The following is a 19,179-nucleotide window of genomic DNA, read 5'->3' on the forward strand; positions in this document are numbered from 1 at the left end:
TTTTGGAGCCGGGCGTCGCAATTCGAAAGGATTCGACATCACCGACACGGTGACGCTGGCGGCGATCGACAAGGCCAGGGCGGCCTTCGCCGGGCCGGATCGCTGGCATGCCAAGCCGATTACGCGGGCCGCCGGCTATGGCAAGCAGCGTCCGATCGTCAACCCGGCAAAGCCTTCCGAAGTGGTCGGCACGGTCAGCGAAGCAGCTGCCAAGCAAGTCGCGACCGCCGTGCGCTTCGCGGTGGAAGCGCAACCGGCCTGGGCGAAGCGTCCCGTCGCCGAGCGCGCCGCCATCCTCAACCGGGCCGCCGATCTCTATGAGGCCAATGCCGTCGAGTTCTTTGCACTCGCCACCCGCGAGGCCGGCAAATCGCTGGCCGACGGCGTCGCCGAGGTGCGCGAAGCGGTCGACTTCCTGCGCTACTACGCCACCGAGGCGGCCAATGCCGAGGTGGGCACGCAAGCGCGCGGCGCCATCGTCTGCATTTCGCCGTGGAATTTCCCGCTCGCCATCTTCACCGGCCAGATCGCGGCAGCGCTCGTTACCGGCAATTCGGTGATCGCCAAGCCGGCCGAGCAGACGCCGCTGATCGCCTTCCGCGCCGTCGAACTGCTGCGCGAGGCCGGCGTGCCGGAAGACGTCATCCAGTTGCTCCCTGGCGACGGCCCATCGGTCGGCGGGCCGCTCACCGCCGATCCGCGCATCGCTGGCGTCTGCTTCACAGGTTCGACCGAGGTTGCCAAGCTGATCGAGAAGCAGCTGGCCGGGACGGCCGCGCCCGACGCCATGCTGATCGCCGAGACCGGCGGCCTCAACGCCATGATCGTCGATTCCACCGCGCTGCCCGAACAGGCGGTGCGCGATATCCTCGCCTCCGCCTTCCAGAGTGCCGGCCAGCGCTGCTCGGCGCTGCGCGTACTCTACGTGCAGAAGGACGTCGAGAAGAAGATGCTGGAGATGCTGAAGGGCGCCATGGAGGCGCTCAACGTCGGCGATCCCTGGCGGATTTCGACCGATGTCGGCCCGGTTATCGACGACGAGGCGCAAAGCTCGATCCGCGAGTATTGCACGAAGATGGGCCTGCAGGGCAGGCTGATCGCCAAGCTCGAGGCGCCCAGGGAAGGTCGCTTCGTCGCGCCGCATGTCTTCCGGGTCAAGGGTATCGAGGACATGGAGCGCGAGGTGTTCGGGCCGGTGCTGCATGTCGCCAGTTTCGACGCCGACCAGATCGACGCCGTCATCGCCGCCATCAACCGCAAGGGTTATGGCCTGACCTTCGGCCTGCACACCCGCATCGAGGGCCGCGTGCAGCATTTCGTCGATGGCATCCATGCCGGCAACATCTATGTCAACCGCAACCAGATCGGCGCCGTCGTCGGTTCGCAGCCGTTTGGCGGCGAGGGGCTTTCCGGCACCGGGCCGAAGGCCGGCGGTCCGCACTATCTCCGCCGCTTCCGCAAGGGGCCGGAGGCCGGCACCCATGTGCAGGATGGCCACAAGGTCACGGCGACCGAGCTTGCCGACAATCTGCCTGATCCCACACTTGGCGGCTGGTCGACGCGTCCGGACCGGATCGCCATTCTGAGGAAGCATCTGCGCGGCAAGGGTGCTGCGGCCATTGGTGCGGCCGCCGGCATCGATTTCGGCCAGGTCGACCTGCCCGGGCCGACCGGCGAAGCCAACACGCTCTCGCTGTCGCCACGTGGACGGGTGCTGTGCCTTGGTCCCGATGGTGATACGCTGCTGGCGCAGACGATCCAGGCGCTCGCCGCCGGCAACGCCGTGCTGGCCGTTGCACCGGGTGCACCGGCGGCCCTTTCCGCTCTGACCGGCAAGGGCCTCCCACTGGCCGTCATCGACGGGCGGCCTGATCCGGTCGAGGCACGCTCGCTGCGCGTCGATATCGTTGCTTTTTCCGGCACGCCAGAGGCCGCGCGCATCGTGCGCAGGGTTATCGCTGATCGCTCAGGCCCGATCGTGCCGCTGGTCAGCGAAGTGTTGAACCCGGCGGCTTATGCACATGAGCGGGCCGTCTGCGTCGACACCACCGCCGCGGGCGGCAATGCGACCTTGCTGGCCGGAGCCTGACTCCGGCCGGTCGATAGAGCCATTCACCGTTTCGTGGAAACGGTGAATGGCTCTATCTCTTTCGGTTTATGCATGTCGTTGTCCCAAAACCGGGACCACTTTTGAGCGACATGCATTACGCGCCTTCGACGACCGAAAAACCCTCGAACTGGGGGTGGCCGAGATAGTGGACCTTCGTCGTGCCGACATTCCTGTGGGCAGCGCGGAAATTCTCGGACTTGGTCCAGGCGATGAAATCATCGTGGCTCGCCCACACGGTGTGCGATGCAAACAGCGTGTAGCCTTCGGTCTCGTTGACCGGGCCTCGCAGCAGGTGGAATTCGCGGAACCCCTTCATCTCCGCAAGGCTGGAATCGCGGTTCTTCCACACGGCTTCGAAATCGTTCTCCGAGCCGGTCTGCACCTTGAAGCGGTTCATGGCGATGTACATGGTGGTTTCCTCTCACAGGGATGTTGATGATTTGCGGCCGCAGCGTTTTGTTCTGCGCACATTCAAAATGGGCCGATTTCGGTCTCGAACTCCAAACTTGCGCTTGCTGCCTGTGGTGGAATCGAAGGGAAGGGGGCTGCTTTGCGGATAATGCCAAGCGCCGCCTGATCGAAAGCCGCCGACCCTGAGGTCTCCAGGATGCGCAACTTATTTATGTTGCCCTTCCTGCCTATGACGAATTTAACAACCGCATTGTTGCGTGCCGCCAGTTGTAGGGACGGCGGCAGAGTGCGATTGACGCTGCCGAGCTTTCTAAAGACATCGCCGCGGTAGTTATCTTCCGCGGCAGTGCCTGCCTCGTTTTGCCTTTTGCCCTTGCTGGCCGCTTGCGCCGACAGGTCCTGGCCATCCGCCGTGCCGCGCTTCTCATCCGCCGTCTTTGACTGGGCAGCTGCCGGACTGGGCCTCGCGCTGGGGATCGGCGGCTGTTCTGGAACGGCGACAGGCGTCTCGGTGCTCCTGGGCTGAACGGTCGGCTGTGCCGGCGCTTCGGTCTTGGGAGCCACGCTCTGATCATCGGGGCGAGGGGCGCCGGCCACCAGTATGTCCGGGGTGACCGCCTGCGGTTTGACAGGTTCCGGCAAAGGCTTGAGCGGCGGCTTTGCCGCTTCCGCGGCAGGTTGGGAGGCCTCCGTTGGCTGCGACGGCTTGGGCGGCGTTGCCGGCTGTGGTTTGGCCGGTTGCGGGCTGGGCACCAGTGCAACGTTTATTGCCGTCGGGTCCTTGTCCAGCGCGCTGCCGACCACGTTGGTGCCCGACTGATCACTGCCTTCCGGCTGCTCGGCATTCTGGGAACTCGAAATCCCCGAAGGCGAGATCAGAAAAGCCGCCGCCACGGCGGCATGGAGCGCGCAGGAGACGACGATCGCCGCCGTCCATTTGCGGTTCCAGGCCGACGGCCGCGGCAGCGCGAGCGGCTCGGTTGGCTCTATCGCCAGCTCGGCGCCGGCTTCGGAAAGGGGGCTGATATCCTGCATGTCTCGCCGCGAGACCTGCAGCGACAAGAGCAGAATTGTCAAATCAAGATCGTTCGCTCGCAGCGGCAGTCGGCAGTGGCCGGCAGCTGGCCACACCGTTTTGTTTTGCAGGAATGCGGGATGCAGTCCCACCTCAGACGCCGAAGGCGATACCGGTCTTGGTGTCCGTCTTCAGCTTGCGCATGCAGGCGTTCGGTTCGACGCCGGTACCGGTGCATTCGGTCGCGCTGTTGATCAGCACGCGGCTGACTTTCGAGCACTCGGTGCCGGCCAGATCGAAACGCGTCACCTTGGTCTTGCCGGCCGGCAATTCCTTGAAATCGAGCACGGTCAGCCGGTCGACGACGCCTGCCTCGTTGAACAAGGCGATCTCGAAGGCAGCCTTGGACAGGTCGGCGCCGAGATTGTTGTTGACCACGAACCTCAGGCGGCAACCCTTGTCGGAAGGTTGCGCGCCATTGAGTTCCAGGGTGAGCGTGGGGGCCGGCGCGGACTCTTGCGCCCACGCCGAAACCATCGCAAGCGACATCGCCAGCATCGAGGTCAGCAGACGAAGGGGTGTCGTCAAGCTCGTCATGGCAATCAGCCTCCAAACCGCATCGTTGCCGCCAGCTTCAGCGTTATGCCGGGCTCGTAGGCCGCGAAAACCGGCTGCGGCGGCTGGCCAGCCGTGGTCAGGTTAAGCGGGTTGGCGTATTTGACATCGAACAGATTGTCGGCGCGGAAATCAATCTTCAAATTGTCCGTCGCCTGGTAGCTGGCAAAGGCATTGACCAGCGTGTAGTCCTCGGCGATCGGATTGCCCTTGGGCTTGCCATTGTATTGCACTTCGCCGCCGACGGTCAGCTTGTCCTCGAGGAAGCGCAAGCCGAGCTGCGCGGTGACCTGGGATGATGGGATCGTGGCGAGATCCGCTTCCACACCCTTGTAGGAAATGGTGTGACCATTGGTGATTGAAGCCGAGAGGCCGGCATAGCCCCATCCGGCATCATAGACGCCCTCCAGTTCGAAGCCGTCGATCTTGGCCTTGGCAAAATTCTGGTACTGGAAGCATATCGGGATACCGGGTCCGCTCGGGCAACCGGCTGTCGGGTCAAACCGCGACAGGGTAACGCCATCGATGTAATCTTCGACATCATTGTTGAAATACGCTGCCTTGATGCGCAGCGCATCGCCGGCTTCGAGGATGTCGTTCTGCTTGTAGTTGACGCCGAATTCGACGGTCTTTCCAGTCTCCGGCCGCAGATTGGGATTGGGCAGGAACGGAAAGCTGACGCCTGCCGGATGATTGCCGCTGATCAGCGTCTCGGCGATCGATGGCGAGCGATAGCCCTCGGCATAGGTGCCATAAAACTGAAGGCCGGCAAGGCCTGCGGATTCGAACGGGGAGACGCCGACGGTGATGCGCGGCGATACCCTGTCGCCGGAAATGTCGTGGGTGTCATCTTTGAGACTGTAGTTGTCGTAACGCAGCCCGGCGATGACTTCGAGCCACTCCCAGGTGAGCTTGTCCTGGACATAGGCGCCCGAAACGTTGCGCTTGCCCGAAGGCGTGTAGAAACTGTCGCCACCAGCCGCGCCGCCGGTCTCGACGTTATCGCCGACCCAGTCGCCGCCATAGGTCAGCTCGTGCGCGATCCCACTCGTCTCGAACCGGGACGTGTTCCAGATGTCGATGCCGGTGGTGCCGACGTCGAATGTCGACTGCGATCCCGCCGGCAAGACAACGGGAAGGCCGGTGACCGGATCAAAGCGGTTTTGCGGGACAAGGCTGGTCAGATCGAGGTTGGTCTTGTTGTAGGAGGTGTTGATGTGGAGATCGAGCCAGCTCTTGTCCTCATCCGTGATGTTGTAGCGCGCCGTGAAGGTGTTCGACTTCAGGTCGACGTCATTGACCGGCGCACCGCCGCTGATCTCGTTCCAGCCATCGCTTGAGCCGACCCAGCCGAGCTTCAGTTCGCTGTTGTCGGTCGGGCGTATGCTGGTCTTGAGCAGTCCGCTCAGCACGTCGAAGCCGGTGCCCTTGACGGTGTCGCCGCCGCCATCCTTGTAGTCGTCATAGTCGCGGTAGACGATGTTGCCCAGCACGTCCCAATTCTCGTTAATGCGGTAGGCGCCGGATGCACTTGTGGTCCAGCCCTTGCCGTTGCTCTCATAGCGTCCCGTGACGGAACCGGCCCATGTCTCGTCAGGCTTGAGGAAATCCTCGGCATCCTTGGTGTCGAAGAAGACGACGCCGCCGATGGCGCCCGAGCCGTAGGTGTTGGCTACAGGACCACGGATAACATCCACGGATTTGACGAGTTCGGGGTCGATGTAGAAGGTCGACTGCGTGCCGTGGTCGGAGCGCTGGAAATTCTGTCGTGCGCCGTCGACGATGACTGCGACGCGACCGAAATCCTGCAGGCCGCGGATGTTGATGCTGGTGCTGACGCGCCTGGCGTCGGCCTGCGCCGCGACACCGGGCACGCCGAGCAGCATCTCATTGGGCGTCGTCGCCATGCGGCGGTCGAGCTGTTCCTGGCCGATATGGCTGGCCGATGCCAGCGATTCGATCGCCGTCTCGCCGGTGCGGCTGATGACGAGGATCTTGTCGAGCAGCGTTGCTCCCGCTGGTGCTGCCTTTTCCTCTTCAGCCTTCTTCGTTTGATCTGTCGTCTGCGCCGCCTGCTGGGCGTTGGCCAGTTGCGCCGATAAGGCAATCGCCGCCACGCTTGCCAGCAATGCCGCCGCGCCGTTCGCCGCCGACCGGCCGCGCCATTCCCAAGTCACAAACCCCATGCCCCAACTCCAAAGTCCAGGTTTCATGCTGGCTGGCCCGGGGCTGGCTGGCATTTTTGATCGTCGCCGACGTCTTAAATGTTGACTCATTTAATCCGGTATTGCACTGACTAGTAAACATGATTATTCAAGTCAAGAAATGAATCGGATTACGCAACGCCTAGCCAGACGCCCGGCACAGGAAAGGGATCCATCCAGATGAACACCCACAATCCCAACGATTTTCGCTATCGCGTCCGCCGTCCCGACGATGCCTCCCCCCATTTCGACCGGGTTCCGCTGGCGGTACGAACCCTTTCCAGCAACACCCTGTTCCAGGGCGAGCACGAGATAGGCATCGAGCATCACGGTGCACTCTACCGGCTGAAAATCACCCGCCAGGGCAAGCTCATTCTCAACAAGTAAGACAAGGCAACAGGGACCGAGACATGGATCAGCGCGTAAAACCCGCCCCGCATGAAATCCGGCGGGCACGGACAGACAATCCGAAGACGCGCGAGCGTGATCTGGCTGCCCATCTCGGCATTTCGGAAGCCGAACTGGTCGCGGCGCATTGCGGCGACGGCGTCGTCCGCATCGAGCCGCGCGTCAACGATCTTCTGACCGGCCTCGAGGCCGTCGGCGAGGTCATGGCGCTGACCCGCAATGACAGCGCGGTGCACGAGAAGATCGGCGTCTATGACAAGGTCGTCACCGGCACCCACAATGCCATGGTGCTTGGCGAAAACATCGACTTGCGCATCTTCCCGAAGGTCTGGGCGCACGGCTTTGCCATCGAGAAGCGCGACGGCGACGAAATCCGCCGCAGCCTCCAGTTCTTCGATGCGGCAGGCGAGGCCGTGCACAAGGTGCATCTGCGGCCGGCCTCCAGCCTCTATGCCTATCAGAAGCTGGTCGCCGCGCTCGAATCGTCCAACCAGGAACCGACGGTCGACATCTCGGGGCCACTCCCCGATGACGAGATCCATGGCGACGAAGCGGCCGCCAATCTCGACGATCTGCGTGACCGCTGGAGCCGGCTGACCGACGTGCACCAGTTCTTTGGTATGCTGAAGACGCTGAAACTAAGCCGCCGGCAGGCGGTGCGCCTGGTTGGGCAGGACTATGCCTGGCAGCTCGACAATGAGGCGGTCCGGGCCATGTTTCATCATGCCGCGGAGGGCGAGATGCCGATCATGTGCTTTGTGGGAAACCGCGGCTGCATCCAGATCCATTCCGGTCCGATCAAGTCGATCAAGCCGATGGGACCATGGATCAACGTGCTGGACGAAACCTTCCACCTGCATCTGCGCACCGACCACATCCACGAGGTCTGGGCCGTGCGCAAGCCGACCAAGGACGGTCATGTCACCTCGCTCGAGGTCTATGACGCCGACGGCAAGATGATCATCCAGTTCTTCGGCAAGCGTCATGAAGGCGAAAGCGAGCGAGACGACTGGCGCTTCCTGGCGGAAAACCTGCCGCGCATCCCAAGCCCGACTGCAGCCTGAGAAAAAATGCTATGAGTGTTTTCCCAAGATTGTCGGCTGTGCGCGGATCTATTTTGGGGCCGGTGATCGGTCTCTCCATGGCTGTTATCGCACTGCAACCCGCCAGCGCCGCGGAAGGCACGGCCGTGTTTGCCGATCCTTCAAAGATCGTGGCCATTGGCGGCTCGATCACCGAGATCGTCTATGCTCTCGGCCAGGAAAAGCATCTGGTGGCACGCGATTCCACCAGCCGGTTCCCAAAGGCGGCGCTTGAGCTGCCCGATGTCGGCTATATGCGCGCGCTGTCGCCGGAGGGTGTGCTGTCGGTCGACCCGACCGGCATCCTGGCGCTGCATGGCAGCGGCCCCAAGGAAGCAGTCGATGTCTTGAAGAAGACGAGCGTGCCGTTCATCGAGGTGCCCGAGCACTACAGCCACGAAGGCATTCTCGAGAAGGTCCGCATCGTCGGCAAGGCGCTCGGCGTCGACGCCAAGGCCGAGGTGCTGGCCAAGGAGCTCGATGCCAAGCTCACGGCCGCCGAGAAGCAGACGGCTTCGATCAAGGAGCGCAAGCGCATCCTGTTCGTGCTGTCGATACAGGGTGGCAAGATTCTGGCGGCCGGCAGCGAGACCGCCGCCGACGGCATGGTCAAGCTGGCCGGCGGCGTCAACGCGGTCGAGGGCTTTTCCGGCTACAAGCAGATGTCCGACGAGGCGATCATAACCGCCAGGCCTGACGTGATCCTGATGATGAGCAATGCCGGGCCTCCGGTTTCGGACGACGAACTGTTCGTCAATCCGTCGATCGCCTCCACGCCGGCCGGAACGGCGCACAAGCTGATCCGCATCGACGGCGCCTATCTGCTCGGCTTCGGGCCGCGCACGGCTGATGCCATCCACGACCTCGCTGTCTCGCTTTATGGCGGGCAGGTCACGGACTGAGCAGGCAGATCATGGTCGATCAATCGATCGCCGGCCCGGTGATGGCAAGCGTATCCGAAGGCGACCGGTCGGGCCGCGCCCGCATCGTCATCCTTCTGCTGTGCCTGGGGCTCGCGGCTGCCGTTTTTCTGTCGCTGACATCGGGGGCTTCGGACGCATCGGCCGCCAACGTCATCGGGGGCTGGCTGTTCGGCGCAGTGCCTGACGACGCCGCGTTGAGCGCCCGCGACAGCCTGATCGTCTATGACATCCGCCTGCCGCGCGTCATCCTCGGCATGCTGGTCGGCGCGGCGCTCGCCGTCTCCGGCGCGGTCATGCAGGGGCTGTTCCGCAATCCGCTGGCGGACCCCGGCCTGATCGGCGTCTCGGCCGGCTCCAGCCTCGGCGCGGTTGCCGTCATCGTGCTCGGCGCGACGATATTGGCTCCGGTGACAGTCTTGCTCGGCACGCTTGCCCTGCCGCTGGCGGCCTTCTGTGGCGGGCTCGCCACCACGCTGATGCTCTATCAGGTCGCGACGCGGCGGGGGCAAACCTCGGTTGCCACAATGCTGCTCGCGGGCATCGCGCTGGCGGCGCTCGCCATGGCGCTGACCGGCATCCTTATCTTCATGGCCGACGATCGCCAGTTGCGCGACCTGACCTTCTGGCAACTCGGATCGCTCGGTGGTGCGACCTGGGCGAAGATCGCGTCGGTAGGGCCGATCATCGTCCTGGCGCTGGCGGCGATGCCGTTCCTGGCACGCGGCCTCAACGCGCTGGCGCTTGGCGAGGCGACCGCCGGCCATCTCGGCATTCCGGTGCAGCGGCTGAAATACACGGCCATCGTCGGCGTCTCCGCCGCGGTCGGCGCATCCGTCGCCGTCAGCGGCGGCATCGGCTTCGTCGGCATCGTGGTGCCGCATCTGCTGCGCCTGCTGATTGGTCCGGACAATCGCTATCTGCTGCCGGCGTCGGCGCTGCTCGGCGCCTCGCTGCTGCTTCTGGCCGATGCGGTCGCACGCACCATCGTTGCGCCGGCCGAACTGCCGATAGGCATCGTCACCGCGATAGCGGGCGCGCCGTTCTTCCTTTGGATCCTGCTGCGCAAGCGCGGCGTGGTTGATTTGTGAGGCTTGATGATCGAGGCAAAGGATGTTTCGGTTGATATCGCCGGCAAGCCTATCGTCAGTGGTGTCGATTTCCACGCGCGGCCCGGCGAGATCGCCGCCGTCGTCGGCCCCAATGGTTCGGGCAAGACGACCTTCCTCAAAGCGCTCTCCGGCGAGCTCGCCTATACCGGCCGCGTTGCCCTCAACGGCCGAGATCTCTCGACGATGAAGCCGGCCGAGGCAGCCGTCCATCGCGCGGTGCTGCCGCAGGCGACGACGCTGTCGTTCCCGTTCACCGTGCGGGAAGTGGTCAAGCTTGGTCTTGTCGGCGGCCGTTCGGGCGCCTTGCCGGGCGAGGATGCGCGGCTGCCGGAACGGGCGCTGGCGCGTGTCGATCTCGACGGCTTTGCCGGCCGTTTCTACCAGGAGCTTTCCGGCGGGGAGCAACAGCGCGTTCAGTTGGCGCGCGTGCTATGCCAGGTCTGGGCGCCGGTGCTCGACGGCAAGCCGCGCTTTCTGTTCCTCGACGAGCCAGTGTCCAGCCTCGACATCAAGCACCAGCTGATCATCATGAACATTGCCCGCGACTTCGCCAGAAGGGGCGGTGGCGTGGTCGCCATCCTGCATGACCTCAATCTGACGGCCATGTATGCGGAGCGGATCTTCGTCATGCATCGCGGCCGGCTGGCCGCCGCCGGATCGCCGCGGGACGTGCTGAGCGATGATCTGATCGAGAAAGTGTTCGACTGCCGGCTCAAGGTCGGCGTGCTGCCGGCGGGCAATATGCCGTTCGTGCTGCCGCAGTCGGCGGTCTATTGATATTCAGGTGAGGCCGGGCCTGCGAATGGCGGTTTCCTGCGCTTCTCCCGCCAATTGTCGAAGTCGGCGCCGCCCCTCATTGCCCTGCCGGGCATTTCTCTCCGCAGAACGGGGAGAAATACGCTAGGCAGCCGGGGCGCGGCGCTCCATCAGCATGTCGATGCCGAGCAGGTTGCGTACATTCGGCCGCGCCGCTACCAGATCGGCGATCGTATAGCGGGCGAGCACTGCGAAAAACGCATTCAGGGCCTCGCGCAGCGCCGAGTTCAGCGCGCAGCTGTCGACGAGCGGGCATTCGGCGGCATCGTTCTCGAAGCATTCGGCCATGGCGAAGCTCTCTTCCGTCACGCGCACGACATCGAACAGGCTGATGGCTTCGGCCGCCCGGCCAAGCTTGACGCCGCCATTCCTGCCACGCACGGTCTGGACGAGGCCGTGCTCGACCAGCGGCTGCAGGATCTTGAACAGGAAAAGCTCCGACACAGAATAGGCGGCCGCGATCTCGGGAATACGGCTCAATCGGTCGTCATTTGCCGCGCAATACATCAAGATGCGCATGGCATAGTTGGTCTGGCGCGTAAGCCGCATATTGTCCTCACAAGGCACTGGGGCGGTGCAACCCACGCCAGATCTGGAAATTTTGCTGATGCGGCTTTGACCCGAAATTCCGGATTCGCCACATTGGCCCAGGCGGAATATGGCCTATACCTTGGAATAATTCCAGACTAGCTTGGCGCGATAGATGAATTTTCTCCTCAACTTTGTGTGCGCAGCCGGGCAAGATGCCGGGCGAAACCGGCTGTCGCGGGTATTTCGGCCGTCGGAACACTAGATAGGCTGAGATCGACGAGGAGCGGCTCACCCATGTCACAATCGGCTTCGCCCTTGACGCCGGTCCGTTTCGATGCCGAAGCGGATGCGAAGCTTTCCGCGTTGCGGCGGACGAAATTCCTCGCGGCGGCCGCGCTGGCGCTTTGCGTACTGGTGTTTGCGCTCGCCAAATCGTTCGAGCACATCCATGCGTGGCTCGGCTTCGTCGCTGCCTTTGCCGAGGCGGCGACCATCGGCGGCCTCGCCGACTGGTACGCGGTGGTGGCGCTGTTTCGAAGGCCGCTGGGGCTGCCGATCCCGCACACCGCCATTATCCCCGAGAACCAGAACCGCATCGCCGACAATCTCGGCCGCTTCATCGAGGTCAACTTTCTGGCGCCCGAACCGGTGCGTGAAAAGCTTGCCGAGGTCGATTTTTCGGCGCTGGTCGCCGATTGGCTGACCGATACGGAGCGCGCCGCCGGCCTGTCGCGCTTCATCGTGCGGCTGGTGCCGCAGACGCTTGCGGCGATAGAGCAATCCGGCCTGCGCGGCTTCGTCACCAGCCGCATGCTCGAACAGATCGAAAAGGTGCCGCTGGCGCCGCTGGCCGCCGAACTGCTCTCGGCGCTTACCGATGATCGCCGCCATCAGAAATTGTTCGACGAATTCACCAAGGTGATCGGGCGGTTCCTCAATGACGAAAAAGCGCTGGCAACGATGCGCGAAAAAATCCGCGAGGAACTGCCGTCGCTGTTCAACCTGTTCCGCGCCGACGCCTATCTCCTGAAGAAGATCGTCGCCTCGGCGGGCTCGCTGCTCGACGAAGTGAGGGCCGATCCCGACCACCCGCTGCGCGCCGAATTCGACAGCTTCGCCCAAGGCTTCATCGATAAGCTGAGGACATCGAAACAATACGCCAAACGGGCCGAAAAGCTGAAGCGCGACTTCCTGGGCCGGCCGGAGGTCAAGGGATTGGCCGGCGACATGTGGGCAAGCCTCAGCCAGTTCATCGAGCAGGATGCCAAGGCGCCGAATTCGGTCATCCGTGCGCACCTCGCCAACATGTTCGTCGAGGTCGGCCGGCATCTTGCCGGCGATGCGCAGATCCGGGCCGACATGAACCAGGGGTTCGTGGTGGCGCTGGCGTCGTTCGTGGAGAGCCAGAAGGCCGGCGTGTCGACATTCATCGCCGACCAGGTCAAACGCTGGGACCTCGCGCAACTGACGCGGCTGATCGAGATGAACATCGGCCGGGACCTGCAGTACATCCGCTTCAACGGCATGATCATCGGCGGCCTCGCCGGTGTCGTGCTCTATGTGGCCGAGCGGCTGTTCCTCGTGAATTGATGCGCGGCCAGACTGGCGCTCATTCCTCCGCGTCCGAATGGACTCACGGCACGCGAGTGTTATTCTCCATCCGAGGGTGCCCGCATCCGCGGCAAAGGGGAGCAAACAAGCATGGCAAAACAACCGGAATCCGATTCCTTCATGGACATGTTCGGCAGGTTCGGCCGCGACCTGAAGGTGCCGAATGTCGATGTCGAGGCGATCCTCGCCCATCATCGCAAGAACCTCGAAGCGCTGGAGAAATCGGCACGAGCCGGTGCCGCCGGCGCCACCTCGCTGTTGTCCCGGCAGCGCGAGATGCTGCAGGATACGCTGCGCGAGGTCACCGATATGGCGCAAAGCTACAGGGCGCCGGGCAATCCGCAGGAACTGATGGCCAAACAGACGGAGTTTGCCAGAAAGTCCTTCGAGGCCGCGTTGAAAAATGCCGGCGAAGTGGCTGAACTGGTCAAGAAATCCGGTGCCGAATCGGTCGACATCCTGCGCACCCGCATCAAGGAGGCGATGGAGGAAATCCGCGCCGGCTACGAGAAGAAGTAGCGGATGTGGCCGGGACCGGTTCATGGCTGCCGGCCGCCCTGAAGACCGGAAAGCCCGAGTTGGCCTGCGACTGCGCCGGCGGCGTGGCACGATTGCGGCCGAAATCGACGGAACGGATTCGTGTAGAGCGAATTGACAGAGGCCGTCAGTTCGTGGTCCGGAGGCTCTGGAAGCGATCGGGAAACCAGGAATGAACGAAATACGGCCTAAAACGCCGCCTACCTACGAGCAGTTGAGGACGATGGCCGGGCTGGAACTCGGCGTGTCGGAGTGGACGACGGTCGACCAGAACCGCATCGATCAGTTCGCTGAATGCACCGGCGACCATCAATGGATTCATGTCGACCCTGAAAGGGCGCGGCGGCAAAGCCCGTTCCGCACGACGATCGCGCATGGCTATCTGACGCTGTCGATCATCGGCGCGCTGGCGCTCGGCATGGGCATCGTGCCCGAGAATACGCAGGCCGCCTTCAATTATGGCTTCGACAAAGTACGCTTCCTGGCGCCGGTCAGGGTCGGCGCCCGCATCAGACTGCGCATCACGCTGCTGTCCATGGAGGACAGGGGCCCGGGCCAGTATCTGATGAAGGCGGCCAACACGGTCGAGATCGAAGGCGAGGAAAAGCCTGCCTTGACGGCGGAAACGCTGGTCATGCTCTATGAACGCCGCAAGCGGGCAGGTGCCTGAGCCTGTTTGGAAATTCTACTCTCTGAGCGGTGTGCGCGTCACGAAGCCCTGGATTCTGCGCGGCCTGTGGCGCGGGCCGAGAGCAGTGCGAGGAGCAGCGCAGCCAGCGCCAGCACCGTCGCCGTCTGAAAGGTGACCTGCATTCCCCGGGCGGCGGCCTCGGAACTCAGAAGACCAATGCCTTCGTGCCCTTCGGCCGATGCGACGGCGAATATAGCGCCCATCAACGAGGCGCCGGTGATGAGCCCGAGATTGCGCGAAAGGTTGAGCAGACCGGAGACGACGCCGCGCTGACCCGCGTCAACGCCGGTCATGACGGCTGCATTGTTCGACGTCTGGAACAGCGCGTAGCCGATGCAGGTGACGGTGATCGCAACGACATAGCCGGCAATGCCGAATCTGGTCACGGCGAGCGACAGCAGGAACGTGCCTGTCGTGAGGCTGAGCAGGCCTGCGACCATCATCCTATGAGCGCCGAAGCGGTCGGTCAGGCGTCCGGCGACCAGCGCCGACAAGGTCGAGACGAGCGGGCCGGTCGACAGCACCGCACCCACCATTGCAGCATCCAGCCCGAGCCCGCGCGACAGGTAGAACGGAGCCACCACCAGCGTCGCCATCATCACCGTGGCGACGACGAGGCTCATGGCGAGACTGGCACTCAGCTGAAGATCGCGGAAGCTGGCAAGCCGGATCAAGGGGTTTTTCACTCTCGCCTGCGCGGCGGCGAAAAGAAAAACGCCGGTGCCGGCGGCGATCAGCAGGCCGATGTTGAGCGTGCCGAAATTGCCTCTGCCCAGCGTCATGGCCAGCGCATAGGCGGCCAACGTCAGGGCCAGCAGGGCGGTGCCCACGACATCGAACGTGCCTCGGTCGAGCCGCGCGGTTTTATTGCGTGCCGGCAGGGCACGCCAGGCAAGAGCGAAGGTGAGCACTCCCAGCGGGACATTGACGAGGAAGATTGCCCGCCAGCCGAAGCCGGTGATCAAAAGGCCGCCGAGCGAGGGGCCAAGTGTCGTGCCGATCGCGGACATGGCGCCGAGCAGGCCCATGGCGCCGCCGATTCTGTCTTTGGTCACGGTTTCGGCGACGAAGGCCAGCGTCAGCGCCATCATCAGCGCTGCGCCAAGTCCCTGCACGGCGCGTGCGGCAATCAGCAGCCAGAGTGTCGGCGCCAGGCCGCAGAGCACCGATGCGGACGTGAACAGCGCGATGCCCCCAAGCAGCAACGGTCGGCGCCCGAACATGTCGGCCAGCCGGCCGGCGCTGACGATCAGTGTGGTGATGGCGAGGAGATAGGCCAGAACAACCCATTGCACGGCCTGGAACGTCGCGCCGAAATTCTGCATCAGCGACGGCAGCCCGACGCTGGCAATGCTGGTTCCCAGCGACGACAGCAGTGTGGCGAGCGACAGGCTTGCCAACGCCCAGCCGGCGGATTGCATCCGTGGTGGCGCCGATGTCAGCGCGTCCGGATTTTGCTCAGCGATTGCCACGGCGATCTCCTTCCATCAGTCCCACAACCGGAACTGCTGGAGATCTAGTTCCTTGGCCAATGTGGCGGAAGGCGCAGCATTTGCATCTTATTCGTGCGTTTGGCGCCATATCATGTCATGATCTGCCGATGACATCACCCGATCTCAACTTACTGTTCGCTCTCGACGTCCTGCTGACCGAAGGCAGCGTGGCGCGCGCCGCCAGCCGCCTACGCCTCAGCCCTTCGGCGATGAGCCGCACGCTGGCGCGACTGCGCCAGGCGACGGGCGATCCGCTGCTGGTTCGCGCCGGTCGAGGCCTTGTGGCTACGCCGCGTGCGGAAGAACTGCGACAGCAGGTAGGCCGTGTCGTCCAGGATGCGGAGGCGATCCTGCGCCCTGCCACCTTGCTCGATCTCCCGAACCTGGACAGGGTCTTCACGCTGCGCACCAATGAGAGCTTCGTCGAAGAGTTCGCACCTCGTCTCGTTGCCCGTATCCAGGCCGATGCGCCCGGCGTGCGGCTGCGCTTTGCACCGAAGTCCGACCGGGACGTCATGTCGCTGCGCGACGCGGCGATCGATCTGGACATAGGCGTCGCTGGCGAGACCGGCCCGGAGGTGCGCATCCAGGCGTTGCTTCGCGACCGCTTCATCGGCGCTGTGCGAACGGGCCATCCCTTGACCGAGGGCGCGGTGACGCCTGAGCGCTATGCCGCAGGCCGACACATCAGCGTTTCACGGCGTGGCCGCGAGAAAGGGCCGATCGACGAGGCTTTGAACCGGCTCGGGCTGCGGCGGACCGTCGTGTGCATGGTTTCCGGTTTCTCGGCAGCCCTTGCCATGGCCCGCACATCAGACCTGATCGCCAGCGTTCCGGAGCGGCATACCGAGGGCGCACGCGCCGGCATGCGCAGTTTTCCCCTGCCGGTTGCCACCGCGGAAGTCACTATCTCCATGCTCTGGCATCCGCGCCTCGATGCCGATCCGGCGCAACGCTGGTTGCGCGACTGTGTGTGGGAGGTGTGTGCGGCGTCGCGCTGACAACGATGAGAAGCCTGCGCCAACCGCCCAGGCTTCTCATCTGTCCAGTCTATTCGGTTTGGCGTTTCTGCAAATGCCTCAGTGCGCTTAGTGTGAGCGTCGCCATGACCGAACAGTAGGCGACCAGCGGCCACGCCGTGTCTCCGCCGAGCAGGACGACGAACAACGTGCCGAGGATGCCGACGACAAGGCTCTGGATGCAGAAGTAGAGTGCGACTGCGGTTCCCGCGACATCGCCAAACGCCTCGAGTGCACCGTTTGCGGTGACTGAGACAGTGAAGACGATACCCACGGCAACGACCCACATCGGCAAGATAAATGTCGCGAAGGACGGCTGTGCGAACAGTTGCCCCACTGCCAATAGCGCCGCGCCGAACAGCAGCATCGCCATGCCCCTGATGGCACTGCCGGCGATGCCCCAGCTTGCAATGAACCTTCTGGCGAAGCGGGTGGTGACGATCATCACCAGCGCCGCGGTGGCGAAGGCTAGACTGAAGCCGAACTGTGAAAAGCCGGCCCGATCCATGAGCACCCGTGGCGCAGTCGAAAAGAACACGAAGAAGGCGCCCATGGCGGCACTGAATGCAAGCGTGTAGGTCCAAAAGGCAAGACTGGAGAGAATGGGTCGAAGCGCCATTCGCCTGGTATTGCCATTCGAGGGGCGGGTTTCGTGCCATTTCGGCCATGCGTTGAGGGTAGCTGCCGTGGCTAGGACTCCGAGCGTCAGGAAGATCGCCCGCCAGCCGAAATTGTCGGCAATCAACGCACCGGCAACCGGCCCCAACGCCGGCACGAAAGCCAACATCGAGCTGAACAGGCCGTAAATGACGGCACTTTCGGCTCTTTGCGCATAGACGTCGCGAACCGTTGCGAAGGTTGCAACGAGAATGGCGGACGCACCAATGGCCTGCACGACGCGCAGGACGACGAAGACAGCGGCCAGCGAGGTGCTGGCGAGCAGAAAGGAAGCGCCTGAAAACAAAAGCGCGCCACCGATCAGCACCGGGCGCCTGCCGATCCTGTCGGAAATCGGGCCGAAGACGACTTGGCCGAGCCCAAGACAGATCATGTAGAGGCTCAGCGTCAGCTGGATGACATCAGGCGATGTCTCGAGGATCCCCGGCATCGCCGGGACAATCGGGAGGTAGATGTCCATGGCCAGCGAGGCCAGGATGTCGAAGGGCGCCATCAGCACCATGGCTGCTGGCAGGGAAGTGGTCCATGTCGGTTTTTTTGGAAGAGGCATGATTGAACATCCGCTCAAATGGCTACATTTGGCGGCGATCTGCCGTTCTCACTGAAGATGGGAAATGACGGGCCGCCGCAACAACGAGGTGCTGTTGCGGCCTACTTGTCTGCTGACTTGCTGGTTCCCATAAACGCTATCCCGGAAAATGACGGCGCAGACATTCTCTCGAGTGCGCTCGCGTTTCCCTAGCAGCCGAAGGTTGCCCAGGCAACAGGATCAGCTTGATGCGCGTCAACGCGCCATCGCCGCCTCGAGCACCCTGAAAATCCGCTCGTCCGCGCATTGGGCAACGTTGAAGCGCAGGAAACGGCCAGCCGTTCCGGACAGGCTGAATGCGTTGCCGGGCGCCAGCACGATGTTGTCGGCCAGCGAGCGGCGGGCGACTTCGGCCGCATCGACGCCGTCCGGCAGGCTGCACCACAGGAAGAGGCCAGCCGGCTGGTCGATCCACGGCGTGATGCCGATCGCTTTCAGGTGGGCGGCCGTCTCGCCCATGGCGCGCGCAAGCCGTGCGCGCAGCAAATCCATGTGCTTGCGGTAGCTGCCGTCCTTCAGCAACGTCAGCACCAGTTCGGCCGCGAGCCGGCCGCCGCCGAAGGTCGTGGCGATCTTGAGGTCGGTCAGGGGTTCGATCCAGTCGCGCGGTGCGGCGATGAAGCCGCAGCGAACCGATGCCGACAGTGTCTTGGAGAAGCTGCCGATATGGACAACGCGGTTGAGACCATCGAACGCCGCCAGCCTGGGGGCGGGCGCATGTTCGAAATCGGCGAAGATGTCGTCCTCGACAATGGTCAATTGCGATTGATCGGCGAGTTTCAGCAGCCGGTGCGCGGTGACTGGCGACAGCACCGCGCCGGTCGGATTGTGGATGCCGGAATTGGTGATGTAGAGGCGTGGCCGATGCTCGGCCAACGCCTGCGCGAACAGATCGATATCCGGCCCCGACGGCGTGTAGGGAACGCTGACGACCTTAGCCCGGTGAGCGCGCAACAGGGCGTGGAAGTTGAAGTAGCAGGGGTCGTCGACCAGCACGGTGTCGCCGGGCTCGATCAGGAACCGGCACAGGAGGTCGATGGCCTGCGTGCCTGATTCCGTCAGCATGATCTGCTCGGGCGAGGCCTCGATGCCATGCCCGGCCATGCGCCGCGCCAGCAATTGCCGCAGCGGTGGCAGGCCGAGCGGCGTGCCGTAATCGGCCAGTGCGACATCGTCGGCACGCGCCACCGTGCGCAGTGCCCGGCGCAGCCCTGCCTGTGGCATCCATGAAGCGGGCAGCCAGCCGCAGCCGGGCTTCAGCATGTCATCGCCGGCCTCCAGGGACTGTCGCGAGATCCAGAGCGGATCGACGGCGCGGTCGAGGCGGGGGCCGATTT

At 63.7% G+C, this 19,179-nt stretch carries 18 protein-coding genes; 10 read left to right on the forward strand and 8 right to left on the reverse strand.

Features of this window, described 5'->3' with window-relative positions:
• A partial coding sequence (locus EN949_RS20610) for an L-glutamate gamma-semialdehyde dehydrogenase (RefSeq protein ID WP_127371759.1) occupies positions 1 to 2,089 on the forward strand: 2,089 nt, incomplete at its 5' end.
• 115 nt (positions 2,090 to 2,204) lie between these two features.
• On the opposite strand, the gene EN949_RS20620 is transcribed toward EN949_RS20610, so the two are convergent.
• The 4 genes from EN949_RS20620 to EN949_RS20635 all read right to left on the reverse strand — a co-directional run bounded on the left by EN949_RS20620 (position 2,205) and on the right by EN949_RS20635 (position 6,337).
• Positions 2,205 to 2,519, reverse strand: a complete 315-nt coding sequence (locus EN949_RS20620) for an antibiotic biosynthesis monooxygenase (RefSeq protein WP_027039045.1) — start codon at positions 2,517 to 2,519, stop codon at positions 2,205 to 2,207.
• A 62-nt stretch (positions 2,520 to 2,581) separates the two neighbouring features.
• Complete coding sequence (locus EN949_RS20625) at positions 2,582 to 3,598, reverse strand: TonB family protein (protein WP_342030138.1); 1,017 nt, start codon at positions 3,596 to 3,598, stop codon at positions 2,582 to 2,584.
• Positions 3,599 to 3,689: 91 nt separating this feature from the next.
• On the reverse strand, positions 3,690 to 4,133 hold the full coding sequence (locus EN949_RS20630) for a hypothetical protein (protein WP_063168170.1): 444 nt from the start codon (positions 4,131 to 4,133) through the stop codon (positions 3,690 to 3,692).
• Between the two features lie 5 nt (positions 4,134 to 4,138).
• Positions 4,139 to 6,337: a TonB-dependent hemoglobin/transferrin/lactoferrin family receptor gene (locus EN949_RS20635; RefSeq protein ID WP_082826469.1), complete on the reverse strand. Its 2,199-nt coding sequence runs from the start codon at positions 6,335 to 6,337 to the stop codon at positions 4,139 to 4,141.
• 198 nt (positions 6,338 to 6,535) lie between these two features.
• Here EN949_RS20635 and hemP point away from each other — a divergent pair, with 198 nt between their 5' ends.
• From hemP to EN949_RS20660, 5 genes are read left to right on the forward strand one after another with little or no spacing between them, the layout of a single operon-like run.
• Entirely contained in the window at positions 6,536 to 6,742 is a 207-nt protein-coding gene (gene hemP / locus EN949_RS20640; protein WP_063168168.1) for a hemin uptake protein HemP, read from the forward strand.
• Positions 6,743 to 6,765: 23 nt separating this feature from the next.
• On the forward strand, positions 6,766 to 7,827 hold the full coding sequence (locus EN949_RS20645) for a hemin-degrading factor (RefSeq protein ID WP_063168167.1): 1,062 nt from the start codon (positions 6,766 to 6,768) through the stop codon (positions 7,825 to 7,827).
• 11 nt (positions 7,828 to 7,838) lie between these two features.
• Positions 7,839 to 8,747, forward strand: a complete 909-nt coding sequence (locus tag EN949_RS20650) for a hemin ABC transporter substrate-binding protein (RefSeq protein ID WP_063168166.1) — start codon at positions 7,839 to 7,841, stop codon at positions 8,745 to 8,747.
• 11 nt (positions 8,748 to 8,758) lie between these two features.
• Complete coding sequence (locus EN949_RS20655; RefSeq protein WP_063168165.1) at positions 8,759 to 9,856, forward strand: iron ABC transporter permease; 1,098 nt, start codon at positions 8,759 to 8,761, stop codon at positions 9,854 to 9,856.
• 6 nt (positions 9,857 to 9,862) lie between these two features.
• The gene (locus EN949_RS20660) at positions 9,863 to 10,654 is read left to right on the forward strand and encodes a heme ABC transporter ATP-binding protein (protein ID WP_063168164.1); all 792 of its coding nucleotides are present in this window, start codon (positions 9,863 to 9,865) and stop codon (positions 10,652 to 10,654) included.
• A gap of 123 nt (positions 10,655 to 10,777) precedes the next feature.
• Here the strand turns inward: EN949_RS20660 and rirA are convergent, their stop codons facing one another.
• Positions 10,778 to 11,242, reverse strand: coding sequence for an iron-responsive transcriptional regulator RirA (gene rirA / locus EN949_RS20665; RefSeq protein WP_013531245.1), 465 nt, complete (start codon positions 11,240 to 11,242; stop codon positions 10,778 to 10,780).
• Between the two features lie 276 nt (positions 11,243 to 11,518).
• On the opposite strand from rirA, the gene EN949_RS20670 reads away from it, so the two are divergent.
• The 3 genes from EN949_RS20670 to EN949_RS20680 all read left to right on the forward strand — a co-directional run bounded on the left by EN949_RS20670 (position 11,519) and on the right by EN949_RS20680 (position 14,042).
• The gene (locus EN949_RS20670) at positions 11,519 to 12,814 is read left to right on the forward strand and encodes a DUF445 domain-containing protein (protein WP_127370983.1); all 1,296 of its coding nucleotides are present in this window, start codon (positions 11,519 to 11,521) and stop codon (positions 12,812 to 12,814) included.
• A gap of 111 nt (positions 12,815 to 12,925) precedes the next feature.
• Positions 12,926 to 13,354 (forward strand): phasin family protein, encoded by a 429-nt coding sequence (locus tag EN949_RS20675; RefSeq protein ID WP_024503818.1) that lies wholly within the window; start codon positions 12,926 to 12,928, stop codon positions 13,352 to 13,354.
• Positions 13,355 to 13,544: 190 nt separating this feature from the next.
• Entirely contained in the window at positions 13,545 to 14,042 is a 498-nt protein-coding gene (locus EN949_RS20680; protein ID WP_013531248.1) for a MaoC family dehydratase, read from the forward strand.
• A gap of 38 nt (positions 14,043 to 14,080) precedes the next feature.
• Here the strand turns inward: EN949_RS20680 and EN949_RS20685 are convergent, their stop codons facing one another.
• Positions 14,081 to 15,535 (reverse strand): MFS transporter, encoded by a 1,455-nt coding sequence (locus EN949_RS20685; protein WP_127367001.1) that lies wholly within the window; start codon positions 15,533 to 15,535, stop codon positions 14,081 to 14,083.
• Positions 15,536 to 15,663: 128 nt separating this feature from the next.
• On the opposite strand from EN949_RS20685, the gene EN949_RS20690 reads away from it, so the two are divergent.
• Positions 15,664 to 16,557 carry a LysR family transcriptional regulator gene (locus EN949_RS20690; RefSeq protein WP_127367000.1) on the forward strand — a complete coding sequence of 298 codons (894 nt, stop codon included), beginning with the start codon at positions 15,664 to 15,666 and terminating at the stop codon, positions 16,555 to 16,557.
• Between the two features lie 49 nt (positions 16,558 to 16,606).
• Here the strand turns inward: EN949_RS20690 and cml are convergent, their stop codons facing one another.
• The gene (gene cml / locus EN949_RS20695; RefSeq protein ID WP_127366999.1) at positions 16,607 to 17,803 is read right to left on the reverse strand and encodes a CmlA/FloR family chloramphenicol efflux MFS transporter; all 1,197 of its coding nucleotides are present in this window, start codon (positions 17,801 to 17,803) and stop codon (positions 16,607 to 16,609) included.
• Between the two features lie 234 nt (positions 17,804 to 18,037).
• Positions 18,038 to 19,179, reverse strand: a 1,142-nt coding sequence (locus tag EN949_RS20700) for a PLP-dependent aminotransferase family protein (protein ID WP_164782522.1), incomplete at its 5' end; no start/stop codon positions are given.

The organism is Mesorhizobium sp. M7A.F.Ca.US.007.01.2.1 (assembly GCF_003998165.1).
GTDB lineage: Bacteria > Pseudomonadota > Alphaproteobacteria > Rhizobiales > Rhizobiaceae > Mesorhizobium > Mesorhizobium ciceri.

Coding starts and splice junctions, on each gene's coding strand:
- EN949_RS20675 (WP_024503818.1), top strand. CDS start 12,926: ATGGCAAAACAACCGGAATCCGATTCCTTCATGGACATGTTCGGCAGG.
- EN949_RS20690 (WP_127367000.1), top strand. CDS start 15,664: ATGACATCACCCGATCTCAACTTACTGTTCGCTCTCGACGTCCTGCTG.
- EN949_RS20650 (WP_063168166.1), top strand. CDS start 7,839: ATGAGTGTTTTCCCAAGATTGTCGGCTGTGCGCGGATCTATTTTGGGG.
- EN949_RS20630 (WP_063168170.1), bottom strand. CDS start 4,133: ATGACGAGCTTGACGACACCCCTTCGTCTGCTGACCTCGATGCTGGCG.
- EN949_RS20680 (WP_013531248.1), top strand. CDS start 13,545: ATGAACGAAATACGGCCTAAAACGCCGCCTACCTACGAGCAGTTGAGG.
- cml (WP_127366999.1), bottom strand. CDS start 17,803: ATGCCTCTTCCAAAAAAACCGACATGGACCACTTCCCTGCCAGCAGCC.
- EN949_RS20660 (WP_063168164.1), top strand. CDS start 9,863: ATGATCGAGGCAAAGGATGTTTCGGTTGATATCGCCGGCAAGCCTATC.
- EN949_RS20645 (WP_063168167.1), top strand. CDS start 6,766: ATGGATCAGCGCGTAAAACCCGCCCCGCATGAAATCCGGCGGGCACGG.
- EN949_RS20655 (WP_063168165.1), top strand. CDS start 8,759: ATGGTCGATCAATCGATCGCCGGCCCGGTGATGGCAAGCGTATCCGAA.
- EN949_RS20620 (WP_027039045.1), bottom strand. CDS start 2,519: ATGTACATCGCCATGAACCGCTTCAAGGTGCAGACCGGCTCGGAGAAC.
- rirA (WP_013531245.1), bottom strand. CDS start 11,242: ATGCGGCTTACGCGCCAGACCAACTATGCCATGCGCATCTTGATGTAT.
- EN949_RS20670 (WP_127370983.1), top strand. CDS start 11,519: ATGTCACAATCGGCTTCGCCCTTGACGCCGGTCCGTTTCGATGCCGAA.
- hemP (WP_063168168.1), top strand. CDS start 6,536: ATGAACACCCACAATCCCAACGATTTTCGCTATCGCGTCCGCCGTCCC.
- EN949_RS20635 (WP_082826469.1), bottom strand. CDS start 6,337: ATGGGGTTTGTGACTTGGGAATGGCGCGGCCGGTCGGCGGCGAACGGC.